Raw genomic sequence first — 23,474 nt, 5'->3', positions numbered from 1 at the left:
AGAGGTTCGTACATGTCTGTCCAATCGATAGAGAACATCTTAAATCAACTCGTCGTCGCGCCGTTCGAGCACATCGACGACAAAAGCGCGAAGTGGCTTTCCCCGTTGTCTCCTCCTTTCCAGATCGCGGGCTTTCCCTGGATCGCGAAGGATGGAATATACCGCCGGCTGCCGGCCGGATCCGACGTAAGCTTGCCTCGAGCTGTCGATACGCTAGCGTATTGTACCGCGGGGGGGCAGCTCCGTTTTCGAACGGATACTTCGAGATTGCTCATCAAGGCGCGGTTGACGGGAGCGGCGAGCATGTATCATATGACCGCCGCGGGGCAGTGCGGGTTCGATTGCTACATCGCCGAGCCCGGCAAGCCGCAGCAATACCTCTCGACGGCCAAATTTCACGGCGGAAGCAAGGAGTATACCGCCAAGTTCTACGAGTGGAACGCTAAACGTACGTTGGACGTCGTGTTGAACTTCCCGTTGTATCAAGGCGTGGAAGAGCTATGGATCGGCGTAGACGAGGATGCTTCGGTCGAAGCGCCGCCTCCGTACGCTTGCGATAAGCCGATCGTCATCTACGGAACGTCCGTTACGCAGGGAGGCTGCGCTTCGCGGCCGGGAATGGCGTACTCCAATATTCTTAGCCGCATGATTCCGTTCCCCTTCGTCAACCTTGGATTTTCGGGGAGCGGGAAGGGAGAGCCGGAGCTGGCTCACCTGATGGCGGACATCGAGAATCCTGCGCTCTTCGTGCTCGACTATGAAGGGAACACGGGGGCGCCGGAAAATATCGCCCGCAGTCTTCCTATATTCATTCAAATTCTGAGGGAACGTCACCCGGAGGTCCCGATTCTCGTCGTCTCCAAAATTCGGAACAGCGGCGATTTCTTCTACGAGGGGAGATTCGAGATGTATGAGCGGCGAAGAAGAGTACAACGCGAGAATGTGATGCTGCGGCGGGCGGACGGGGACCATCACATCCACTTCGTCGACGGCGCGACTCTGCTCGGAGAAGAAGGCGCCGAAGAATGCACGGTCGACGGAACGCATCCGACGGACCTTGGCTTTATGCGGATGGCCCAGTCGTTAAGGCCCGTGATCGAGAGGCTGGTCAATCATGAACTTAGACCCTAATATGAGAATCGTTCGCCCCGACCGGGGGGGAGTCGCCTGGCATTCTCCCCGGACGGCGCCGTTCCGCTTAGCCGGCTTTCCTTGGATCGAGCGGGACGGCAACTATCGACGGCTTCCGTTGTCGTCGCGGGCTTCGATCCGGGAGCCGGTCGACGCGCTTGCCGACTGCACGGCGGGCGGGCAACTCCGCTTTACGACGGATTCGCCGTTCCTGCACTTGTCCGTCAAGCTGACGGCTCCGGCGGACATGTACCATATGCCCGCGACCGGACAATGCGGCTTCGATTGTTATGTCGGCGGACCGCGGCGGAAGCGATACATCGGCACGACGAGGTTCCGACCGGACGCAGACGCCTACGAGTCCGCCCTGTTCGAAGGCTTCGACCGTCGGAAGCGCGAAGTGACGATCCATTTTCCGCTGTATCAAGGGGTGGAGGAGGTGCTCGTCGGCCTCGCGGCGGACGCTTCGATCGAGCCGCCGAGCGAATTCGACGATGACGGGCGGATCGTATTTTACGGGACGTCCATCACGCAAGGCGGCTGCGCCAGCCGACCGGGGATGGCGTATCCGAACATCGTCGGCCGGAGGCTGAATCTGGAATGCGTGAACTTGGGCTTCTCGGGGAACGGGAAGGGGGAGCCGGAGCTGGCGCGCATCATTCGCGGCATCGACCGCTTGAAGCTGCTCGTGCTGGATTACGAACCGAACGTCAGTCTGGAGCAATTCCAAGAGACGTTGCCCGCGTTCGTCGATGTGGTGCGTTCGGAGCATCCGACGCTCCCGATTCTCGTCGTCTCCGGCATCAAGAGCGCAACGGGAGACTTCCAGGAGGCAGTCCGGCGCAAGCGAGAGCGCAGCAGAGACTTCGCGCGCGATTTCGTCTCGGAGAGGCGATCGTCCGGCGATGCGGACATCCGCTTCTTGAACGGCGACGCGCTGCTCGGACGCCGTTACGAGGAATGCACCGTCGACGGCGTCCATCCGACGGATTTGGGCTTTCAGCGGATCGCGGAGGGGATGACGAAGGCGATACGATCGGTTTTGGCCATGAAGGGGTAGGATCGGGAATAACACGCTATGTAAGGGGCGGCTTCGGCCGCCTCTTTTTTCATGGTTTTGGTGATTCATCCCACTTTTCCGCTAATAGCTTACTGTATTTCCCCAATCCGGTTCACTTCAATATGAGTAAGTTATAGCATCCTATGAAAGGAGTGAGGTCAATTGGTCACGAAGAAGCGTCGTTGGAGAACGTTGTATCGCAGTGATCTCAGCATTGGGAACACCAAACTCGGTAGACTAACAGCTCGGGCAACCACTCCCGAAGTAACGGTTGCCTCTCTTAGCGTCCCCGAAGTGAGAACCCGTACGTGTACGCGGCGAGTGTGTGCATTAGGCTTTTGTAGAAACGTACCATATCCCTGTCTTCAAAGAAGAACGTTAACTCATCGGATCGTAGTGTATGTCAGGTATCCCGATGATCTTTCCGGAGCGTTCGTACCCGAAATCAGACGTTGTCAGGATGTTGCGGCAAGAGCAATGGAAAACGCGGCAAGAGCATTATTGCCTGTTCTCGTCACGGAACCGAGCACGGGCCTCGGAGGTGTCCTGGCTGCCGGCGCCACGGCTTTCACCAACTGCTTGGCCAGCGGTCTTCGCGGACAGGTACAGCTTGTAGTCGGTTATCGTCGCTCGGCATCGGACTGGCGAGCTGCCAGCAAGCGTAAGAGACAGTAAGAGGCGAGAACGTAAGCAGCCCTGGGTTCTCCGAGGAGAGACTTAGGGCTGTTGTTTGCGTTCGAAGTTATATTCGCATTATTTCGCTTTTCGTGAGAGTCTTTTCCGGCAGCCACACGAACAACCGCTCTTACTCCTTTTGGCATTGCGGCGTATTGCCGAAGATTTCGATTTTTTATAGCACATCCGATCACCCCCCCTTTGCAACATCCAAGGTTACAGTATGTCTCAAGCTAATGAATGGTGTTGGATGATGGCACAATTGTAACTTTGTCAAGCCGGCGATCATGCCCAATCATTTTCCGTGATGGGTCAATACAATACTCTAAAATAAGAGGGATCGGTGATCAGGGGTTCATGGTTACCTTTGCTGATGCATACGAAATAAAGGAGCGTTTAGCTCGTTTTATTCTAAATGACCCTAAAATTCAGGGAATCGGTGTAGGGTACAGAGATCCTCGGCGACCGAGAAGGGGCGCAGCAGTTATTATTTACACGAATACGGTCTCGGCTTCGTCACTCGGGATTCCATCTTCTTTTTCAACCAATAGGAAACGCACGAATGTTATGGTGCCAGTGAGGTTCGTAAAAACAAAAGAATTTCTCTCTCATGTGAATTACCGCTCCCGCATTCGGCCTCTATTAGCAGGGTACAGTATTGGCACGACACGCGGGTCAGGGACGGCGGGTTTGATTGTCACTGCTTTCCCTCTTGGGAACAACAAACGATTTATACTTAGCAACAATCATGTTTTAACGAATCCGACAAATTCCAGGAATAGAGCCGTTACATTGCAACCTGGGGGGGCGGACAACGGACGGAGAAATAGAAACCGAATCGGTCACTTGGAACGACTTGCGAAGTTACAACGGAACCGTGTCAATTATATGGATGCCGCAGTCGCTGTCCCGGTAAGAACAAGAGCAGTAAACCCGCGTTACGCTGCGGTCGGGGTCGTTCCCGGGCATGTAACCTCCTTTCGTGTAGGTGACCGTTTCAAGAAAGTCGGTAGAACGACCGGATTTACTTATGGAGTCGTCGACTCTGTGAATACAGATGTAAGCGTAGGTTATGCAAGACTGGGAAGCTTCAGATTTAAGAATCAAACCGTCATCGCGGGCGCCAAACCCGTATCCCTTCCGGGCGACTCTGGCTCCGTATGGCTGAGAAGATCGGACAACTTCGCCGCTGCCGTGAATTTTGCCGGCTCCGACGACGGTAAAATGTCTATCGCTTTTCCGATTCATTGGTTTATGGTACGATTCGGTGCACGCGTAGCACGTCCGAAGGGTGTCGGTCTCGTGCGTTCGGTAAAAAGCAAAGACGGAAATCCGGCATATACCCGTCAACTCTCTCGCAGAGAGCTCTCTTCGATTAAAGTCGTTTATGCACGCTAGCATGAAGAAGGGGAACCGCGTCATGCGGTTCCCCTTCTTTTGGTACCCAATTACGTCGGCTTGCCGTTCAGCGTGGGCGGGGCTTCCTGGTTCATCTCCGGACCGAAATCGTCGACGATCGCCGTCGGATTGCCGTCTTGATTCCACGCATCCATCGTCATGAACGCGTCGGTCCGCGCGCCGTCGGTCGAGTCTTTCGCTTGCGCTTGCGCTAGCTGCCGCTTCGCTTTCTCGTTTTCGTCCATCGGGGCCATCTCCTTCGCTATTGGATCTTTCCGGTGCGACTTTACGAGTGTTTCCGATATCCGCAAAGCTATTCCAGCAACCGTTTCAAGAGCTGCGTTCGATTTTTCGCGCCCAGCTTCGCCATCATCGCGCGGAGATGCTTCTTCGCAGTCACTTCGCTGACGAACAAGGCGGCCGCGATTTCCGCGTTCTTCAAGCCTTGCTCCAGCAGCTTGGCGACTTCCTTCTCCCGAGGCGTGAGCTCGGGACGGCCGGCGATGCGGTCCGCGGCCGGGGGCGCGTCTGCTTTCGCTTGCGCGCCGGCGGCTGCCTCGGACGCTTGTTCCACCACCCGCGTTTGACCCGTCAACCGAAGCATGCGATGTACGTAATCCAGCCCGTATTCGCCCTGCCGATCGATCACGAAGGTCGGCGCCGGGGTCTCGCCGTCGTACTCGGTATGCGCCGGACAATCCGCGATTTCGAATCCGAGGCTCTTGTGCGCTTCGATGAAATACACGGTCGGCGCCGGCGATTCGACGACGAGTTCCCCCGAAAAAATCAAGTCGTGCAGCAGATAGCCCATCGCGGATTGCTGCGCCGGGTCCTCGTAATCGGCCGTATCGATCGTCTCGATGAACCACCCCGCCCGGTAATCGCTCGGAACGGAGAGTCGTCGCGTCATCGCGGGGGACAGGCTCGAGAAGTAAGCCTTCGACCGCGGCGCTTGCCGCAAGTACGGCAGCGTCTTCTCGTTGATCGGAATGACGACGGCGAAGCCGAGCATCGCGCCGGCCGCATTCCGGAGGATGCGAACGATATCGTACCCGAGCGCGAACAACGCATCGAAGTCGATCTTCTGCACGGTGTAGGTCGTCTCGCGCGCGGTCAGCCCGAACGCGAACCTTCGATCCGAAGAAGGATCGTAAACTTCAATACGCGCTTCTCGCGATTCGGCCTTGCGCCGCCGAACGTATGCTTCCAACGTTCCCCGATCCTCCGGTCCCGCGGGGAAGAAGCGAAGCGGCGCCGTATCGAACCAATTCATGAACGCCCGGATAAGCGAATCGCCGATGTAATACATGATCTCTACGCCGTCTCGGGCGTCGCCGCCGCCGCTCTCGTTCGATTCGGTCATCTTGGCGTAGTAATACTGCATCGCGCGCTGCCGGATACGCTCGTATCGCTCCGGCGTTCTCGAGAGCAGCTCCCGATTCACCATCTCGCGCATTAATCCGTGCAACGCCCAGCCCCGATCGACCTTGCGGATGAAGGAGAACCGAATGAGCTGATAAAACTCCGAAGCCGTAATCTCGCGCTCCATAACGTAAGACAGCGACTCTTGATGGAATTGTCGAAGGACGGCCGCGGCTTCGACGAACGGCCGCAGATGCCCGTCGGGCACTTCCTCCAGCCACCGATTCACGACATAAGCGAGCGTCTCGTACCCGTCCGCTTCGGCGCTTAGGCCGGCTTCCGCGTTCGCATCGAACTCCGGGGAGCCGGGGGATGCATACAGGAAGGCGAGCAGCGACATCGTCAGCGGGTGCCCGCGGGAAGCGCTCCGGAGGCGAGATACCGCATCCCGGTCGAAGATGTGCATATATTCGGCGTACCGCTCGACGGAAGCCGCGTCCAATTCGGCGAGCGGCAGCCGGGTGAGGCACCGCCCCCACGCCGGCGAGATCCGCCATGCTTCGGATAATGGATAACGCCCGGCGATGACGATCATGACGTTGTTCCCCAGCCGCTTCAAGAACGACTCGCGGAGCCATTGATCCAACCCTTCCATATGTTCGTATGTATCAATAAAGAGATAGAGCGGACGCGCGTCGGCGATCGCGGTCAGCGCATCGACGCAATCGTTCAAGAGCCGCGTCTCCTCCGCGCCTCGATTCGCCGGGACGGCGAGCGCTTCGAGTAGACGGGAGCAGAATGCATCCGGCGTCCGAACGAAGCCGACGCTGTCGACGACTACGGTCGCTCCGCCGGCGGCTTTCGCCCTCTTTTCGAACTCGTCGAGAAGAAAGCTCTTGCCCATTCCTCCCGTGGCGTATACGTTGAGGAGCTGGCGCGAAGCGGGAAGCTTCGATTGCAACGCTTCGAACACGGACAACTCCCGCTTTCGGCCGACGAATGCGCGGCTGTCCCACTCCTTTTCCGCTTCGCTTGCGATCATCGCATATCCGCTCCATTTTCCACCGTTTCCCAATCGGTAATATTTTACAACAACGCAGGACTTTCGGATATGGGCGGGAATGCCTAGGTATCCTTTCGGATACCCCCAAAGCCTTCTTTCGCATACTTATGGGTCTTTCGACGGCGTGGTAGGATGATTCTCGGCAGGGAGGAGGGAGATCATGGAAGCGCCTTTTCGATTGGGACATTTAACGTTATACGCACGAAATCGGGAGCGGGTATCGTCATTTTATCGAGAGTGGTTCGGAGCAGGGGCGGAGGGCGGCGTCGATGTCGTCGGACACCCGAATGAAGTGAAGATGACGTACCTCGCCGCGTCGCGACGCGACTTGGAACGGCTCAGGCTCCGAATGAAGGAGGCAGGGCTTCCGGTCGGCGGGATCGAGGACGGCGGCGCGTTCGTCAAGTTCGGCTGTAACGACCCGGAAGGCAATCGGATCGAAGTGTTATGGGCCAGGGAATGGCCTGGCGGTTCGGGAGAGGATTGGAGGAGCGAATAAGGAATGAGGAACAATCCGTTGAAGAAGAGGAGTCTCGTATCGGCGATCGTCATCGCGATGCTGATGCAGACGGCGCTGCCGATCGGATTTGCGCAAGAGTCGGGGAGCGTCGGAGAGGTTGCGCCGGCGGATCCGCTCGATACGCTCGATGCAGTCGAGTCGCTGGCCGGCGCAAGCACGGTGGGGGAAGCGGTGTACGGGGAATCGGCGGGACTTCAATCGCCGCCGGCCGAGCCGATGTGGACGGCGATGCTGCCGGTCGTCACGAAAGAGCGCGCGATTACGCTGTCGCTGTCGACGTCGCCGAACGCGATGGTGACGTTGTACGCGAACGATGCGCCCATCAACGTCGGGGGAGGAGACAACTTCGCCGATACGCAGGGTCAGTATTCTTTCACCTATTACATGGATACCGAGCGGAAGTACGTCTTCCGGGCGACGGCCCAACTCGGCGGGTTGTCGAGTTATTCCTCGCCGGCGGAGACGAGCTTGGACGTGACGCCTCCGGCGGCGCCTGCGGACGGCGAATGGACGTCCGCAGGCCCGGACCGCGTGTCGCTGCGGTGGGAGAACGAGGGCTGGGAAGAGCCGTTCGGGTACGCGGTGTATCGGAATGGAGAGCGCATCGGCACGACCCCGCTTTCGTTCTACGAGGACGTCGGGCTGCCGGAACGCAGCTCGCTCGTGTACGAGATCGCGTCGATGGATGCGGCGGGCAACGAGTCGGAGCGCTATGAGATCGTCGCCTCGACGCGAGATGCGGACAGCGCGACGGTCAGCGACCCTGCGCATCTGGACGTCGAACGGTCGATCGTCAGCGCGGACGGCTCGACGGTCGCTTATGTGCATCGGTACTACGACGAGCTCGGATATGAACGCTTAGGACTCTATATCCGCGACTTAGTTACGAACGAGCTCGTTCAGGTTCCGATCGAGCAACGGGCGTACCGCTTGACGCCGAGCATCAGCGGCGACGGGCGGAAGGTCGCCTTCTCGTTATCGGGCGGCGAAGCATCCGACGGTATTTACCTATACGATCGCTCTGCGGGAGCTGGGGCAACCCCGGAGCTCATATACGAAGGTAACGGAGCGCCGGTTCTGAGCCCGGACGCCGAGACGGTCTACATCTATGAGCAAGAACGCGTCTCCGCGTTATCCGTTGCGACCGGAGAGCAGGCGACGCTGTTCGAAGGCGGCTGGGACATCGGGATGATCCAAGGGCTCGACGTCTCGCCGGACGGAACGCATCTCGTCTACGAACGGTCGGCCGGAGACGGCGCGTTGGGATCGGTAGCGCTGTACAACCTCGAGACGAAGCAGCACACGCCGGTCGCTGCCGATGCGAAGGACGGGGACGTCGGCGCGAGCGGCCGATACGTCGTCTTGCTGCGACAGCCGCTCGAAGAGGAGGCGCTGCCGGGAATTTTCCTCTACGATACATGGTCGCCGGAGACGCCGCCGCGGTTGATCGTCTCCGACGCGGAAAGCGTCTATTATTCGAATCCGATGGTAAGCGGCGACGGCAAGCAGGTTGTTGTAGAAATCTACGACAGCGATCCGGTCGTGCATGAATCGCTCGATCGGAGAGGGTACATGTATTTCGATCTCGAATCGGGCGCTTCCAGGCGCATAGGGGATCCGAGCTTCGACCATTACGAAATGTTCGCGGATTTCAGTGCGAACGGCAGACTCGTCTTCGTCGGAACGAACACGACGTTCCTGGCGGATAATACGGTGTATACGTACTTCCCCGAAGCGGTGTTCGCGATGTGCCCCAAGGCGTGCGGCGAGATCGAACCGCCGCCGGTCGGAGGCATCGCGGGAGCGAGCTGGGCGCCGACCGAGCTCATCGGCGGTCAGGCGAAGCTCGGCAGCGACGTGTCGTTGGAGCTGACAGGCGCTCCGAACGCCGAGGTCGTTGCATTCGTTACTTTCATGGAAGCGGGATCGGAGACGCCTTCGTCGGCCGAAGCGCCGCTTGCCGAGACGACCGCCGGCGCATACGCGGGCAAGTTCCCGATCGCGGCCGGAATGACGGAGATTCGCTCGGTCCGGTATCGGCTGAAGGAGAAATCCGGCGCGACGGCGGAGCGCGAAGTAGCGCATCCGATCGGCGTGTCGGGGGAAGCGCTCGTATCGATCGATACGCCGGACCCCGAGGCGCTCTATGGCGGCAAGCTGATCGCCAGCGGCGGCGGCATGTTCGCCGAGACGACGCTGAGCGGCCCTGGTCCGTACGCGTTGGCGTTACGGGGCGGCGGTAATTATAAAGTCGCTCTGTATGCGAAGGACGGAAGAAAGCTTGCGGATACCGGGACCAGCGACGTTAGGGTGAACCACGGGCAGACGACGAACGTCGCGCTGACCGCTGTCGTTCCGGCGACGGCGAACATTCGCGTCGTCGACGAGCGCGGGGAAGGCGTGAGCGGCGTCCCGGTCGCGATCTACAGTCCGAACCCGACGGGGCCGAAGTATACGATCGCTTCGGGCGCGACGGACGCGTCCGGACGCCTGACGCTCCGCGCCTCCACTGTCGGCGCTACGATTCAGGTCGTTCCGTATCTGAGCGATCCGTACGCCTACGCGGAACCGCTGACGGTCGTCGCCCGCGGCGCGAACGACTTCACGTTCGTCACACGGCTGAAGACCGGAACGGTGCAGGGGGTCGTCAAAGACGAAAAAGGCGCTCCGGTCGCGAACGCGATGGTATCGGTCACGCGTACCGGGACGTACGACATGACGATGACGGATGAGCAAGGAAGGTATTCGCTCGCAGTGCCGATCGGCCACGTGCGCGTCGAAGCGGCGCAGACCGCCGCGCCGTTCCTGCGAAGCAAAACCTACACGACCTTGTGGGTGCTTGAAGGCAAGACGGCTACGCAGGATTTGACCGTGTACCGGAAAGCCAACGGCAATATCAACGTGAAGCTGAGCACGCAATTTATCGGGTCCGAGCCGGCAGGCATCGATATCAGCTGGCGCTCGAGCTCGTTGTACTCGATCCGCGTCACCGACGCCGCCGGCCGCGACCGTCCGTACACGCTCGGCGACAACCAGCTGCTGCTTGTCGCGGAGCCGGGCGAGACGCTGACGGTATGCGCGGACGCCGGAGCGGGTCATGCGTTCGGTTCGGATTGCGAGCAAGTCACGCTGGACGACAAGCGACTCGGTTCGGTAGAGCTGCTGCTGAAGGAGCACAGCGCCGTGCAAGGAGACGTGAAGGTCAACACGCAAATTTTCAGGTCCTCTACGGTTACGAAGATGCTGTATCCGCTCGACGAAAACGGACGGAAGATCGGCGAAGGTCGCCGCTATTCCGGCGCCGGCGCATTCGAGTTGTCGCTGCCGAGCTCGGGCGAATATTTGCTCGAGACGACCGCCACCGCCTACGGCGGCGGAAGCGCGACGGTCGTCCGGCAATTCCGGGCCGTCGAAGACGGCATCGTCGAGCTGGGCGAGATCGAGCTGCTCGCGATGCCCGGACCGTTCGGCGCCGGCGACGGGAACCGTCTGTCGTCGCTGTCGACCGAAGCCGTAGGCGGGCAGAGCGCGACATTCCGGGGCTTGTATTTCAACGGCGGCGATGTGGCCGCGCAGGACGCACGCCTCTTGATCGAAGTGCCGAGCGGCGCGTCGCTCCCCGCGGCAAGCGTGACGGTGAACGGCGAGCCGGCGGAAGCGAGAGCGATCGGCGCGTCGCTGTACGAGGTGACGATCGGCGTTGTGGAAGCGAAGGGCGGCGGATCGTTCCAGTACCGTCTCGATATCGAGGAGATGACGGAAGAGGCGCTGCTCGCGTCCGCGCGGATGCGTTACGTACTCGGCGGCTCGACCGAAGCGCGCGAGGATATCGTCGGAGAGGTGCGGCTGCCCGTCGCGGTTCTGACGTTGAATGCGCCCGACACGATTTCCGATTTGACGGGCGTGGCGATCGGCGGGCGCGCGCCGAGCGGCGCGGACGTCATGATTTACGACGGAGACGTCTTGATCGGTCAGGCGCAGGCGTCTCCGGGAGGGTATTGGAACGCGAAGGTGACGTTGCAAGACCGGGGCATCAACCCGAAGCATCTGCTGACGGCGCAAGCGACCGCGAACGGAAGAGAGCGGGTGTCCGCGCCGCATGCGATTCGGCATACGCCGGGCGAGCCGGTGCCTGTGCGATTCACGGTACAGCGAGAAGGCTCCAGCAAGCGCGTCTTCGAAGCGAGCGCCGGAACGGCTCGGTTCACCTATATCGCGCTGAACGACAAGGATTTCTATTACACGGTGGAGTTCGACCGAAGCCCCGATACCATTAAGCATGTCGTATTCTATGACGACAGCAAGACGTATGCCGCGGTGCGGGTGCCCGGTACGAACGTCTTCATGGCGAAGGGCAATGCGCTGAAGCCGATGCGGCTCGCCTACGATGTGGAGGGCGTTCCGCCAGTCGATTATAATAACGTACCGACGGAGGAGATCGAGAAGTCGCTTCCGGACGCGCTGCAAGGGTTCGACTACGAGGTCGTCGAAGAAGGCTCTACGAACGAGGACACTGGCGTCGTGACGTCGCCGAAGATTCGCGTCTTCGACCCGAACGACCCCGAGATCGCTTTCGAGTCGATCTTCCGCTTCGAGCCCGTCGACTACACGCCGACGGAGCCTGTCGAGGAAGGCATGCCGGAAGTGTACGAGGCCGAGTTCACGATCAATAAGGGCACGGCCGGCGTGACGATCCAAAGCTCCGCCATACTATCGGCGCGCTCGCCCGAAATTCAGGCTTTGGCCGCGAGAACCCCCGAGCTGCGAGCCATGCTGCAGAACGGGACATCGGAGCTCGTCAAATACACGGCAGGCCAAACGTTCAAGGACTTGAAGCCTTACGGAGTCCTGCTGAACACGGCAAGGCAGGCGCTTGTCGCGGACGAAAAGATGGATGAATTGGAACGGCTCATGCAGCAGGTGGAAAATGCGAGCTGTCTCGGCGGCGATAAAGTGAACCATTACGCCGGACGGCTCGTGAAGATGGCGGATCAGACGCTTGCCACCCTCGTGTGGCAATACACGATGACGTTGGCGGGCATCGGCCTCGCTTGGAGCGGCTTCGGCGCGCCGGTCGGCCTCGCGGTCGCAGGACTCGGCATGCTAGTCACCTATGCCCATAACAAAGGGTACGAAGAGTATATGGACAAATTCAAGCAGGATCTTGCCGCGGATATCCAGGCGGAATGCAACGACGACGAGAACGACGACGAAGGCCCGGGACGTCAGCCGGGAACGCCTCCGACGCGTCCGAACACCCCGGGTCCGGATCGGAAGTGGGAATACGGCGATCCGACCTGGTTGTTCGACCCGAGCGGCTATGTTTATGAGGCCGTGCCGGGGAACCGCGTCGAAGGCGCGAAGGCGAGCTTGTACGAGTGGATCGAGTCCGAAGGCGAATGGCGCCTATGGAACGCGTCGGACTTCGGCCAAATCAATCCGCAGACGACCGATCCGAACGGGAAATACGGATGGGACGTTCCGCCGGGCAAGTGGCAAGTCGTATACGAGAAGGATGGCTACGAGGAGACTCGAAGCGAAGAATTGATCGTGCTGCCGCCTCATTTCGACGTGAATATTCCGCTCGTCTCTTATGCGCCCGCCCGCGTCGAAGCGGCGTACGAAACGCTCGGCGCCCCGGGGGTGCGGATCGATTTCACGAAGTATTTGGACCTTGGGACGGTTACGGCGGAACAATTCCAGGTCGTCTCCGCGGCCGACGGCGGCGAGACGGACGTACCGGTCGCGGTCGAACCGATCGACGCGTATGACGCCGAGGACGGCCGCCGGTTGGCGAAGAGCGTCCGCTTGACGGCAGCGGAAGGCGACTTTCCTCCCGGGGCGACGCTGAACATCCGCGTCTCGCGCCAGCTCGAGACGTACGCGGGCGTTCCGATGCTCGCCGACGCGGAAGCGACGGTCGTCCTCGGCAGCTTCCCGCGGCCGGCGGAGTCCGCGACGAACGTAAGAGCCGTACCCGCGGCCGGCTCCGTCCATCTGCTATGGGACGAAGCGGCCGACGCCTCGGCTTCGGGAGATCTCTCGCTGGAGTGGGGGGAGAAAGGCGCGGGGACGACGCAGCAGACTCGCGTACCGCGCGGAGGGTTTTACACGGTGGAAGGGTTGCAGAGTGGGAAAACGTACGCCTTCCGTCTCGCGACCGTCGGGAAGTCCGGCGTTGCGTCCGAAGGCGCCGCGGTCGAGGCCGTCCCGTACGAAGCGGAGACGGCCGCGCCGGACGTAACGCCGCCGAAACCGGTCGCGAACGTCGCGGCCGCCTTGACGGACGGACGAATCGTCGTAAGTTGGACCGATCCGGACGACCCGGACCTGTTCCGCGTGAAGCTCGCCGTGCAGCGGCCGGGCGAAGCGGATTTCGGCGAGCCGGCGACGGTAGCCGTCGGCGCGATGCGCCATGTCGTCGAGCGGCCGGTCGACGGCGTCTACCGGTTCCGGTTGACCGCGGTCGACGTTCGCGGGAACGAGTCCGCGGCGGCGACGGCGGAGGCGGTCGTCCGAACGGAACCGCCGCAAGATACGACGCCGCCGTCCGCGCCAGGGGCCGTCCGCGTCGCGACCGCGCCGAATCGGATGACCGTCGAATGGCAGGACCCGGCCGACGCGGACCTCGCGTTCGTCGAGGTGCAGGTCAAGAAACCGAACGCACCAACGTACGAAGCGCCGATCGTCGTGCGCAAGGGGGCGGGCATTCTCACCTTCACGGGACTTCCGAAGGGAACGTATCAGATTCGCGTGACGGCGGTCGACGGAAGCGGCAATCGCTCCGCGGCGGTTGCGAAGGAAGCGAAGCTCGCGGGCAGCCCGTGGGGCGACCTCGATCTCGGCAAGGGCTTCGAGCGCCAGGCAAGCGGGACGTTCTCGGAGGAGGCGAAGACGTATAAGCCTTTCGGCAACGCGTTGACGCTGGCCGCATCCGAAGGCACGTTCGACGGACCGACGGAAGTGAAGGTCGTACGCGGCCTCTTCCTCGGGAAGGATACGCCGGTTCGGCTGCTCCCGCTCTCGCAGCGGTTCGAAATTTCGGGCTCGCGCCCGATGGCGAAGCCGATCGCCGCGACGTTCCAGTTCACGGACTTCGACCTGCCGTGGACGACGTCCGACAAGCTTGCGTTGTATCGCTTGGACGATGCGGGGGTATGGCATTCGGTCGGAGGCCTCTCGTCGGTCAAGGGCGTCTTGACGGCGCAAATCGCCGGGTGGGGAACCTATGCGGTTATGCGCGTGGAAACGCTGAAACCATCCTCGAATCGGTAATCGCAATCGCAGATGATGTCGCGTTAGCCCGTCCTCGTTCGAGGGCGGGCTTGTTTGCGATCGTGCAGGAAATCGAACGCCAGACCGTCGAAGGATGTGGAAATCATCGAGGTCGAAGCGACGATCGTCGAAGTGGAAGAAGGGATCAACGAAGCCGCCAGCGGCGGCCCGAGCTCGAAATAACTAGCGGCCCTTCCGCTAGCATTCTGCATCGAAAGACGATACGATATAAGTAGGAACGAGGTTTGCTGGACTCAATTCAACATGACATGACTTACGCAAGAGACAGGAGCGATCAGGGATGGCCTACATGGTGCCGAATCCCGTGCCGGCGCGAGCGACGGCGGGAGAACGAATGCTGTTCGAGACCTTGAGGACGAACCTTCCCGAGGATTACATCGTCTATTACGAACCCGAGATCGACGGGCGGCGGCCGAGCGCGGTCGTCATCGGCCCGGATCTAGGGCTCATCGTCTTGGAAGTGGCGGACTATACAAGCAGGTCGCTTTATCGATTAGGGCGGGACGAGTGGTCGGTCTGGAGCGCGAGCGGAGAGAAGGTTTCGATCATGAATCCGCTGGACCAAGCCCGAGACCATGCGAGGGGAATCGCCGACCGCTTGAAGCAACAACGCGTCTTGACGGAGGCGAACGGCGCTCGGCTCAAGTTCGCGATCGGCTACGGAACCGTCTTCCCGCGAATGAGCCAGGCGGAGTTTCTCCGTTATCGCGTCTCCGACGCCATCGATACTTCTTTCGCGTTATGCCGGGACGAGCTCGATCCGGAGGACGAGGGGTTCGCGCCGGACGCGCTGTACGATAAGATCCAGGGCATGTTTCCGTCGCGGAGGAAGCAGAGAATCATCCTCTCCCGCGAAGACCTGCGAGCGATTCGATCGCAGCTGGTTCCGGAAGCGCGGAGCGGCGCCGCTTTACGCCCGCCGTTCGAGGTGCAGGATCAATTGCTGCTCTCCGCGCATCCCATCGATCCGTTGGATCATGCCCAGGAGCAGCTGGCCAGGGCGCTAGGCGACAGGCATCGGCTCATCCGCGGCGCGGCCGGCAGCGGCAAGACGCTCGTGTTGGCCAACCGGGCAAGACTGCTTGCGAAGCAGCACCCCGATTGGCGGATACTCGTCTTATGCTCCGGCCTCTCGTTGTCCCGAAGCTTGGAGCAGACGATCGATCGGATGATGGAGGAGCCGGAAGACTTGTTCGACTTCCCGAACGACCCCAACGACAGGAGGCTGTACCGAGTCGAGGTGTACAACTTCCGCGAATGGCTGCGGAACGAGCTTCGGACGAAAGAGGAGGACATCCCGACGCTGCTGCGGATGACCGATCGAGGCGAGGCGATCTTGCCGTCGTACGATGCGATTCTGATCGACGAGGGACAGGAATTCGAACCGGAGTGGCTGCGGCTCGTCAGCACGTGCCTCAACCCTCGGACGCAATCGTTGTTGTTGGTAGAAGACAGTGCGCAATCCATGTTCCGCAGGAAGAAGAGCCTCGCGCAGAATACCGGCTTGGATTTCCGCGGACGTTCGAAGATACTAGCGATGAACTACCGGAATTCGATGCAAATCGTCCAATTCGCTTGGGATTTCTTTCAAGCGCAATCGCCGCTTCGGAATCGAGTCAAGCATGGCTCCGTCGAAGGCGTGGACATGATTCCTCCGCAAGCGGCGAAGCGGAGAGGCCCGGATCCGATCGTCAAGCGATTCTCGAGATTGAAGGAAGAGATGGACTTCGTATCCGAGTCGATCGCTTACTTACATGACGTCTTGAAGATCCCGTATGCCGACATCGCGATCTTGTATCGGGTGAAAAACAGTTACAACCAACCGTACATCGACGACATTCGAGACGGCTTGAAGCGCCGCTCGCTGCCATACGCCTGGGTGTCGGAAGACGCCGAACCGAGACGCGATCGCAACGACGGCGCCGACGGCGCGATTCGGATTTCGACGATCGACGGAGCGAAGGAGACCGATTACCGGGCGGTCTTTATCGTGAACCTCGAAAGTATGCCGTTCTCGTTGGAGGAGGCAGAGGAACGCGAAGTCTCTCTGCTCTATATCGGCATGACCCGCGCATTGGATTGGTTGTTCCTGACGTATAGCGGGGAGTCCAAATTCACGGCGTATGTAGAGGAGGCGGCGAAGCGCAGAAGCGAATCGACGTCGAGTCATCGCTCGGGGTAAGCCGGGAATGGCAAAAGAGGCGAAAGGGACGAAGCGGCGCTTCGAAGTCTAATTTAAGGAGGGCGTCCGGATGGAAGCGCCGAGCAAAACGTTAAGGACCTGCGTCAACGGACATCGGTATTATAAGAGCAGCGATTGCCCCTCTTGCCCGATCTGCGAAAACGAACGGAAACCCGCCGACGGATTTCTATCTCTTCTGGCGGCGCCGGCAAGAAGGGCGTTGGAGCATCGAGGAATAACTACCTTACAAGAACTGTCTACCTATCGCGAGAAAGAAATAGCAGCTCTCCATGGGATGGGGCCGAAGTCGATTCCCATTCTTCGCGCCGCCTTGGAGGAACAGGGGTTATCGTTCGCAAAGTAGCGGTTCCCGCCCCCCCCGACCCTCGACAAGAGCTTCGGCAGGGGCGGATTTTTATTTTTATTCGAGACGGACAACCTTGGATGTAGGTCAGGGAGAGTTCGCCGCACTTCGATGTCGATCGTTTCCCTCAAGGAGATTCATCCGTCCGAATTTGCCGTGGACGAAAAGCTTCCGCCGCGGTAGGATGGGAGAATACGTTCATTTACCGGGAGGATCTTCGTTGACTCGTACCTTATTCCCAAGGTTGAAGGGAAACAGCAGGGGCTGTCTCGCTTTCGAACCTTTATTTTTACTGCCCTACAGCATGTTCGCCACGTATTCTACCCTTTACATGCACGAGCTCGGGCTAAGCGAAACCCAGATCGGATGGGTCACGACGCTGACGCTGGCCGTTCAGGTGTTCTCGTCGTTCATCAGCGGCTATTTAACCGATCGGATGGGGCGGAAGGCCGCTTTGCTGACGTTCGATCTCTTCAGCTGGTCCGTCGGAACGCTGCTCTGGGCCGTGTCTCAGAACGTTTGGTTTTTCGTTGCCGCCGCCTTCATCAACGGCTTTCAACGAGTTCCTCATACAGCGTTCTACTGCCTGCTGGTCGAGGACACGGAACCGAAGGAGCGGACCTATGTCTTTACAGTGCTCCAGGTGATCGGAGTCGTCGGCGGTCTGTTCGCGCCGCTCGGCGGACTGCTCGTTCATCATTACGGCATGGTAACGGGCGTCCGAATCATGTACGTCCTGGCATTCGTCTTGATGACGGCTCAATTCCTAGGACGCCATTATACGACGCATGAGACGGAGATGGGGCTGCGCAAGAAGCGAGAGACGCGGGAACTTGGGCTTCAGGCGAGCTTGCGCGATTACGCCTCTACGATGCGGGCGATATTTGCCGATCGAAGCCTGCTGCTTATGTTTGGCGTCTACATCCTATTTAACTTCCAGATGACGGTGAAGGGGACGTATCTCGCGCTGTATCTGAAAGACGAGCTCGGGGTGGCGGATAACTTGATCTCCATCGTGCCGGCCGTCTCTTCGGTCGTCATGCTGCTCGTCCTTTGGCTCGTGACGCCGCGAATTCCGGAGCGCTTGATGCATCGCATGCTGATGTGGGGGTTCGTCCTGTCGGCCGTGTCGAACGCCATGCTCGCATTAACTCCGACGGGCTCCATGGGCTGGATCGCCGCAAGCACAGTGTTGGCTGCCGGCGCTACCATGATTACAGCTCCGTACTTGGAGGCCGCGGTCGCGAACGCCATCGACGACGAGCAGCGGGCGAAGATGTTCGCCTTGTTGTCCGTGCTCGTCCTCCTCGCGGTCTCTCCGTCCGGGATTATCGGCGGTTGGGCGTACTTGCTAGACCCGCGGATGCCGATTTGGCTCGTTACGGGCGCCTTCGCGCTCAGCCTCCCTCTTCTCGTTGCGGTGGGGCGACCCGGGAACCGGATTGTAGGTGAAACGCCTCCTGTCTCTGCGGATTGATGATGCTCGCCACGCGTTGGCGAGCTTTTTTTATATTTTAGAAAGTTTTTAGAATTGCTTTCGAGCGTTTTTAGACTCCTCCATTAGACTGAAGTTGTAAGCGAGAGAGAAACCCATACAACCTAAAGGAGAGAGTTAGAATGATGAAGAAAAGCAAAGTATTGATGGCTGGCGCGGCAATCGGCGCGGTGAGCTTGTTCGCGGTGACGGCGCTGGCGTCGACGCCGAACACGGCAGGCTACGACGCGTTCAAAGCGGTGTTGAAAGCGAATCAGCAAGCGGAGGAAACGTTCGCAAGCGCCACGATCGACGGACGCTTCGCCATCGCGGCGGACGGCGAGACGATCATGACATTGGACGGTACGACGAAGATGCAACACGCGGGCGACGCGCCGACGGCAAGCAGCGAATTCGACGTTACCCTCTTGGGCGTCGAACGCGCCGGAAGCTTGTACTATAACGATGAAGAGACCGCTTATTTCGTAGACCGCACGCACGATCTTCACTACCAAGTGATCAACCTCGATCATGACCATGCCGACGAGCGCGAGTGGCGGCGGGAAGGCGAGTTTCAAGATCGGCCGATGACCAAAGCGCAGGAAGCGCTGCTGGATTACATGATCGGCGACCTGAAGAACGAGTTCGGCGTGACGCATCATGCGGACGGGACGAAGACGATAACGGTCGACGTGAGCAGGGATGAAATTCCGGTGCCGCTGCAGCTGCTGATGGACGTGGCAGCGGCAGAAGATCGGAATGAACGTGGGAATGCGCCCGCACCTACGGAAGAGTGGGAGAACATGAAGCAACTTCCGTTCTTCCAGGGTCTCGAGGAAGGTCTTCGCCTGCAGGAGCATCTGCCGGAGTTGACGGATGACGTAGCGTTAGAGCGTGTGCAGCTGCAATTGACGGTCGACGCGAACAACAAGTTGCAGAGCGTGCAAGGCGAACTCGAGGTAAGCGGCAAAGACGAAGCCGGCGATCTCCACCGCGTGGAAATCGAAGGCGCGGGCGAAATCAGCGGCGTCAACGCAACGACGCCCGATGGGTACGACCCGTCCGGCAAGTCCGTCGAAATCATCGATGCGGAATCGTTCGGCAGTCGAAAATAACGCAATTTCCTTGGGAGGACTTTATGTTCGAAGTCAACGATCTAACGAAAGTCTATCCCGGTGGCCGCGGCATCCAAGGCCTCAACCTCGCCGTTCGTGCAGGCGAGGTTGTCGCTTTATTGGGGCCGAACGGAGCCGGGAAGACGACGGCGCTGCAAGCGATGGGGGGCTTCCTGCGGACGGACCGAGGCGAAGCGCTCTGGGAAGGGATATCCGTTGTCGAGCGGCCTCATCTGACGAAACTTCATATCGGCCTAATGATCGGCGAGCCGGCGCCATATCCTTACCTTACCGGCTACGATTATTTGAAGCTCTACCATAAGCTGTACCGGGGCATCGACGAGGCGCGCATCCAACATACCTTGGAGCTTGTAGGGATGTCGGCGCACCGTCACGTCAAGATCAAACAGTATTCCACCGGTATGAAGCAGCGGATCGAGCTTGCGAGCGCGCTCTTGCACCGGCCGAAGCTGCTGCTCCTCGACGAACCATTCTCGGGCATGGACATCGAGGGCCGACGCGGAATGGCGGCGATGCTGCGCCGCCTTGTAACCGAGACGGGCATGGGTCTCATCGTTTCTTCTCACTTGGTGCACGACATCGAAGACCTGATCACGCATGCTTGCGTCGTCTATGAAGGGCGACAGGTCGAAACCGCGAGCGTGCAGCGAATCCGGGAAACGTTCGAAAACGTCGAAGATTATTATTTGCACTGCGTTGCAAAGCACAGGGGCGGTGTCGCATGATCCGACAATTGACTTATCTAACGGGGGAAGAGCTGCGTAAGCTGTTCCGAGGCAGCAAGCTTAAGGTATTGCTTCTGCTTTCCTTCTTCGTCGGCATCCTCTTCGTCCTGACCGGCGGCTACTTCGACCTGGACGGGAACGTATCGCTCATTGCGCTTGATTTGTTGCTTCCGGTCCTATTGCCGTTGTTCATGGCTTCCTTGGGCAGCGAGCTCATGGTTACCGAATGGAAGGACGGCACGATCAAGAATGCGCTGAAGCTGCCGCTCAGCCGCGAGATGATGTATTTGGGTAAATTGGCGGCGGGGTGGGCGGCCGGCGCTTTGATCGTTCTCGGCGTTTTCGTACCCACGTCCTTGGGAGACTTCTTGCTTAGAGGGATGCCGGCGCTGTCCGCGCTCGGGGCAACTGCCGCGGCATACGCGTCCGCGGTCGTGTTCTGCGGATTGCTTCTGACTCTGTCGAACAGCGTCTCGCTGTGGTCGGGGAGCGGCGGGGTCGGGCTTGTGGCGAGCGTCCTGATCTGGATGGGGATGAGCGTAGTCGGTTTGCTCGAGCCGGAGTATAGCCGGTTCTTCGTGACTAGCTACGCGGATTGGCTGCAGCCGCTGCTTCGCGGCGGGGACGTCGGGGCTTCACTCACGATGTTGCTATTTATGGCAGCCTACTATATCATTGGCACTATATTGGGGATGCTAGCCTTCCAAAGGAAAGAAATCTAACTTATGTCCATTCGATTAAAACTTTTACTAACTTATATCGTCGGGATCTTATTGACGGCTCTGATCGTAGCGGCCATGGGCATCGGGATCGTCTCGGCGGCCGTCTCGTATTTCGCAAGCAGCCTCGCGAAGGAACAAAGCGCGGAAGAGGCGTTTCGCAGAAGCATCGATATCGTCGTCGACCTGCGTTATGCGGAGCGGTATGCGCCGGAACACCTGGCGTCCCCTGCGTTCGCGGCTTCTTTCGGCGATCGGCTGGAGCCATTCGGGGGCTTCCTCGTCGTGCAGCAGGGAGCGCGATGGGAAAGCTACGGAGCGCTGAAGGAAGGAGAAGCGTTCCTGAAGTTTCTGAAGCAAGAAGCGCAGATCCCGAAGCATCATTCGGATAACATGTTCCTTACGAGCTCCTGGGAGAATCGGGAACTGCTTTCCTTACGGTACGACTTTCCGGAAATCGAATCCCCCTTATCCTATTATCTCATCATCGACGTGACCGACACGGAAGCGAAGGGCGATCGCTTCCAACTGTTCCTGATCCTCGGCGTTTCGGTGCTGCTCGGCATCATTCTGGTTCCGCTGCTCTGGATCACGACGATGGATATCGTGAGGCCGCTGCGCAAGCTGGAACAGGGCTCTCGGCGTATCGCGGAAGGGGATCTGGATTTCAGATTGCACTCGAAGCTTCGGAACGAAGTGGGCAGCGTCATTCGCTCTTACGAGAAGATGCGCAGCGAGCTGCAGCGATCCATAAGCGCCCAATTGGCTCTGGAAGAAAACCGCAAACAGCTGGTTTCGAATATATCGCATGATCTAAAGACGCCGCTCACCTCGATCAAGGGGTATGTGGAAGGGATCAGGGTGGGCATTGCGAACGACCCGGAGAAGCTGCACAAGTATATCGACGTGATTTACTCGAAGACGCTCGATATGGACCGGATGATCGACGACTTGTTCCTTCTGTCGAAGCTGGATCTGCAGCAAGAGAGGTTTCACCTCGAAGCGGTGCCGTTGCAACAGTTTTACGAACAAACCATGAACGAATTGCGTATGGAGCATGAAGGCGAAGGCATTACGCTGACGAGCGAATACGAGGCCGGGCCCGATGCGGCGGCGATGATGGATGCCCAGAAAATCAAACGCGTCATCTTGAACGTCGTCAGCAACTCGGTGAAATTTACGGATAAACCGGAGCCCCGCATCCATATTCATTTCGGGCGTCGCGAAGGACAATGGGTGGTCGGCATAACGGATAACGGTCCCGGTTTGACGCCTGACGAGCTGGAGCATATCTTCGACCGTTTCTATCGCGCGGATGCGAACCGGAATCAGAACGTGGCCGGTTCCGGGTTAGGCCTCGCGATCGCGAAGCAAGTCATTACGTATCATGGCGGTACGATCCATGCGAAGAGCGAGCCGGGACGTTATTTGACCATTTTGTTTGCAATTCCGATGAACAACGACCGTGACGGGAGAACGTAGGATATGGTAAAGCGGAAGGTATTGATCGTCGAGGACGACCAAGCGATTGCCGATCTGGAGCGGGATTTCCTCGAGGTTCACGGATACGACGTGACCGTTCGGACGGACGGGAGGCAGGCGCTCGAGGAGGCGCTGGCGCAAGAGTTTCATTTAATTATACTCGACGTCATGCTGCCGGGAATGGACGGCTTCGAAATCTTGCGTAAGATCCGGGAGACGAAGTATATTCCGGTGCTGATGGTGTCCGCCCGGAAAGAGGACATCGACAAGATCCGCGGACTGGGCTTGGGGGCGGACGATTATGTGACCAAGCCGTTCAGCCCGACGGAGCTCGTCGCGAGGGTGAAGGCGCACTTGGAACGATATGACCGGCTAACCGGCGTCGCGGCGGGCGCCGCTCTTTCGGCCGTCCGAAAGACGCGGGAGCTGAACGTTCGCGGACTTGCGATTCAGGTCGAGGCCCGGCGGGTGACGCTTCGCGGAGTAGAGATCGGATTGACCGCCAAGGAGTTCGACCTGCTGCTATTCCTCGCGGAAAACCCGGATCGCGTATATTCCAAGGAAGCGTTGCTGGACAAAGTATGGGGCATCGAGCACTTCGGCGATTCCGCTACGGTCACGGTGCACATCGGGAAGATTCGCGATAAAATTCAGAAGGATCCGTCCTCGCATCAGTTCATCGAGACGGTGTGGGGAGCGGGTTATCGATTTAAGGTGTAACCTTACAGGTCAGGAAAAGAAAATAGTTGGACGAAACCCGTGGTATTATCCCCTCATGGTAGACAGTGAAAAAAGAGTCCATGGTATCATGGATGAAACACTGTTGACCGGAGGGGATTTTTCTATGCCGCCAAAGAAAGGGCAGAAGCAAATCCAATACAATGAGG

At 59.3% G+C, this 23,474-nt stretch carries 15 protein-coding genes; 13 read left to right on the top strand and 2 right to left on the bottom strand.

The genetic code is table 11. From position 1 onward, the window contains the following. Positions 1-12 precede the first annotated feature (12 nt). Both RIN49_RS23405 and RIN49_RS23400 read left to right on the top strand, forming a co-directional pair. Positions 13-1,131 carry an SGNH/GDSL hydrolase family protein gene (locus tag RIN49_RS23405; RefSeq protein ID WP_309122568.1) on the top strand — a complete coding sequence of 373 codons (1,119 nt, stop codon included), beginning with the start codon at positions 13-15 and terminating at the stop codon, positions 1,129-1,131. Next, positions 1,115-2,191 carry an SGNH/GDSL hydrolase family protein gene (locus RIN49_RS23400; RefSeq protein ID WP_309122567.1) on the top strand — a complete coding sequence of 359 codons (1,077 nt, stop codon included), beginning with the start codon at positions 1,115-1,117 and terminating at the stop codon, positions 2,189-2,191. Before RIN49_RS23405 ends, RIN49_RS23400 begins: the two co-directional genes overlap by 17 nt. A gap of 2,123 nt (positions 2,192-4,314) precedes the next feature. Here the strand turns inward: RIN49_RS23400 and RIN49_RS23395 are convergent. Next, on the bottom strand, positions 4,315-4,509 hold the full coding sequence (locus RIN49_RS23395; RefSeq protein ID WP_309122566.1) for a hypothetical protein: 195 nt from the start codon (positions 4,507-4,509) through the stop codon (positions 4,315-4,317). Between the two features lie 68 nt (positions 4,510-4,577). Further along, entirely contained in the window at positions 4,578-6,668 is a 2,091-nt protein-coding gene (locus tag RIN49_RS23390) for a LuxR C-terminal-related transcriptional regulator (protein ID WP_309122565.1), read from the bottom strand. A 181-nt stretch (positions 6,669-6,849) separates the two neighbouring features. Here RIN49_RS23390 and RIN49_RS23385 point away from each other — a divergent pair, with 181 nt between their 5' ends. The 11 genes from RIN49_RS23385 (at position 6,850) to RIN49_RS23335 (ending at position 23,307) form a co-directional block, all read left to right on the top strand. Next, positions 6,850-7,188 (top strand): VOC family protein, encoded by a 339-nt coding sequence (locus tag RIN49_RS23385; protein ID WP_309122564.1) that lies wholly within the window; start codon positions 6,850-6,852, stop codon positions 7,186-7,188. A gap of 3 nt (positions 7,189-7,191) precedes the next feature. Further along, positions 7,192-14,484, top strand: a complete 7,293-nt coding sequence (locus tag RIN49_RS23380) for a carboxypeptidase regulatory-like domain-containing protein (RefSeq protein ID WP_309122563.1) — start codon at positions 7,192-7,194, stop codon at positions 14,482-14,484. 54 nt (positions 14,485-14,538) lie between these two features. Further along, on the top strand, positions 14,539-14,667 hold the full coding sequence (locus RIN49_RS23375; RefSeq protein WP_309122562.1) for a hypothetical protein: 129 nt from the start codon (positions 14,539-14,541) through the stop codon (positions 14,665-14,667). 118 nt (positions 14,668-14,785) lie between these two features. Then, on the top strand, positions 14,786-16,687 hold the full coding sequence (locus tag RIN49_RS23370) for a 3'-5' exonuclease (RefSeq protein WP_309122561.1): 1,902 nt from the start codon (positions 14,786-14,788) through the stop codon (positions 16,685-16,687). 70 nt (positions 16,688-16,757) lie between these two features. Beyond that, complete coding sequence (locus RIN49_RS23365) at positions 16,758-17,051, top strand: RNA polymerase alpha subunit C-terminal domain-containing protein (protein ID WP_309122560.1); 294 nt, start codon at positions 16,758-16,760, stop codon at positions 17,049-17,051. A gap of 220 nt (positions 17,052-17,271) precedes the next feature. After that, entirely contained in the window at positions 17,272-18,528 is a 1,257-nt protein-coding gene (locus tag RIN49_RS23360) for an MFS transporter (protein WP_309122559.1), read from the top strand. A gap of 140 nt (positions 18,529-18,668) precedes the next feature. Next, positions 18,669-19,640, top strand: a complete 972-nt coding sequence (locus tag RIN49_RS23355; RefSeq protein ID WP_309122558.1) for a hypothetical protein — start codon at positions 18,669-18,671, stop codon at positions 19,638-19,640. Positions 19,641-19,663: 23 nt separating this feature from the next. Continuing rightward, complete coding sequence (locus tag RIN49_RS23350; protein WP_309122557.1) at positions 19,664-20,386, top strand: ABC transporter ATP-binding protein; 723 nt, start codon at positions 19,664-19,666, stop codon at positions 20,384-20,386. Continuing rightward, a complete protein-coding gene (locus tag RIN49_RS23345) occupies positions 20,383-21,108 on the top strand; it encodes an ABC transporter permease (RefSeq protein ID WP_309122556.1) in 726 nt (241 codons plus the stop codon). The genes RIN49_RS23350 and RIN49_RS23345 overlap by 4 nt, the downstream gene beginning before the upstream one ends. A gap of 3 nt (positions 21,109-21,111) precedes the next feature. Beyond that, positions 21,112-22,587 carry a sensor histidine kinase gene (locus RIN49_RS23340; protein WP_309122555.1) on the top strand — a complete coding sequence of 492 codons (1,476 nt, stop codon included), beginning with the start codon at positions 21,112-21,114 and terminating at the stop codon, positions 22,585-22,587. 3 nt (positions 22,588-22,590) lie between these two features. Beyond that, positions 22,591-23,307, top strand: coding sequence for a response regulator transcription factor (locus RIN49_RS23335; protein ID WP_309122554.1), 717 nt, complete (start codon positions 22,591-22,593; stop codon positions 23,305-23,307). Positions 23,308-23,474: the final 167 nt, after the last annotated feature.

This window comes from Paenibacillus sp., from assembly GCF_031177825.1.
Classification (GTDB): Bacteria; Bacillota; Bacilli; order Paenibacillales; family YIM-B00363; genus Paenibacillus_AE.
The sequence above is the reverse complement of the archived record's forward strand: the minus strand, read 5'-3'. Positions and strand labels throughout refer to the sequence as shown.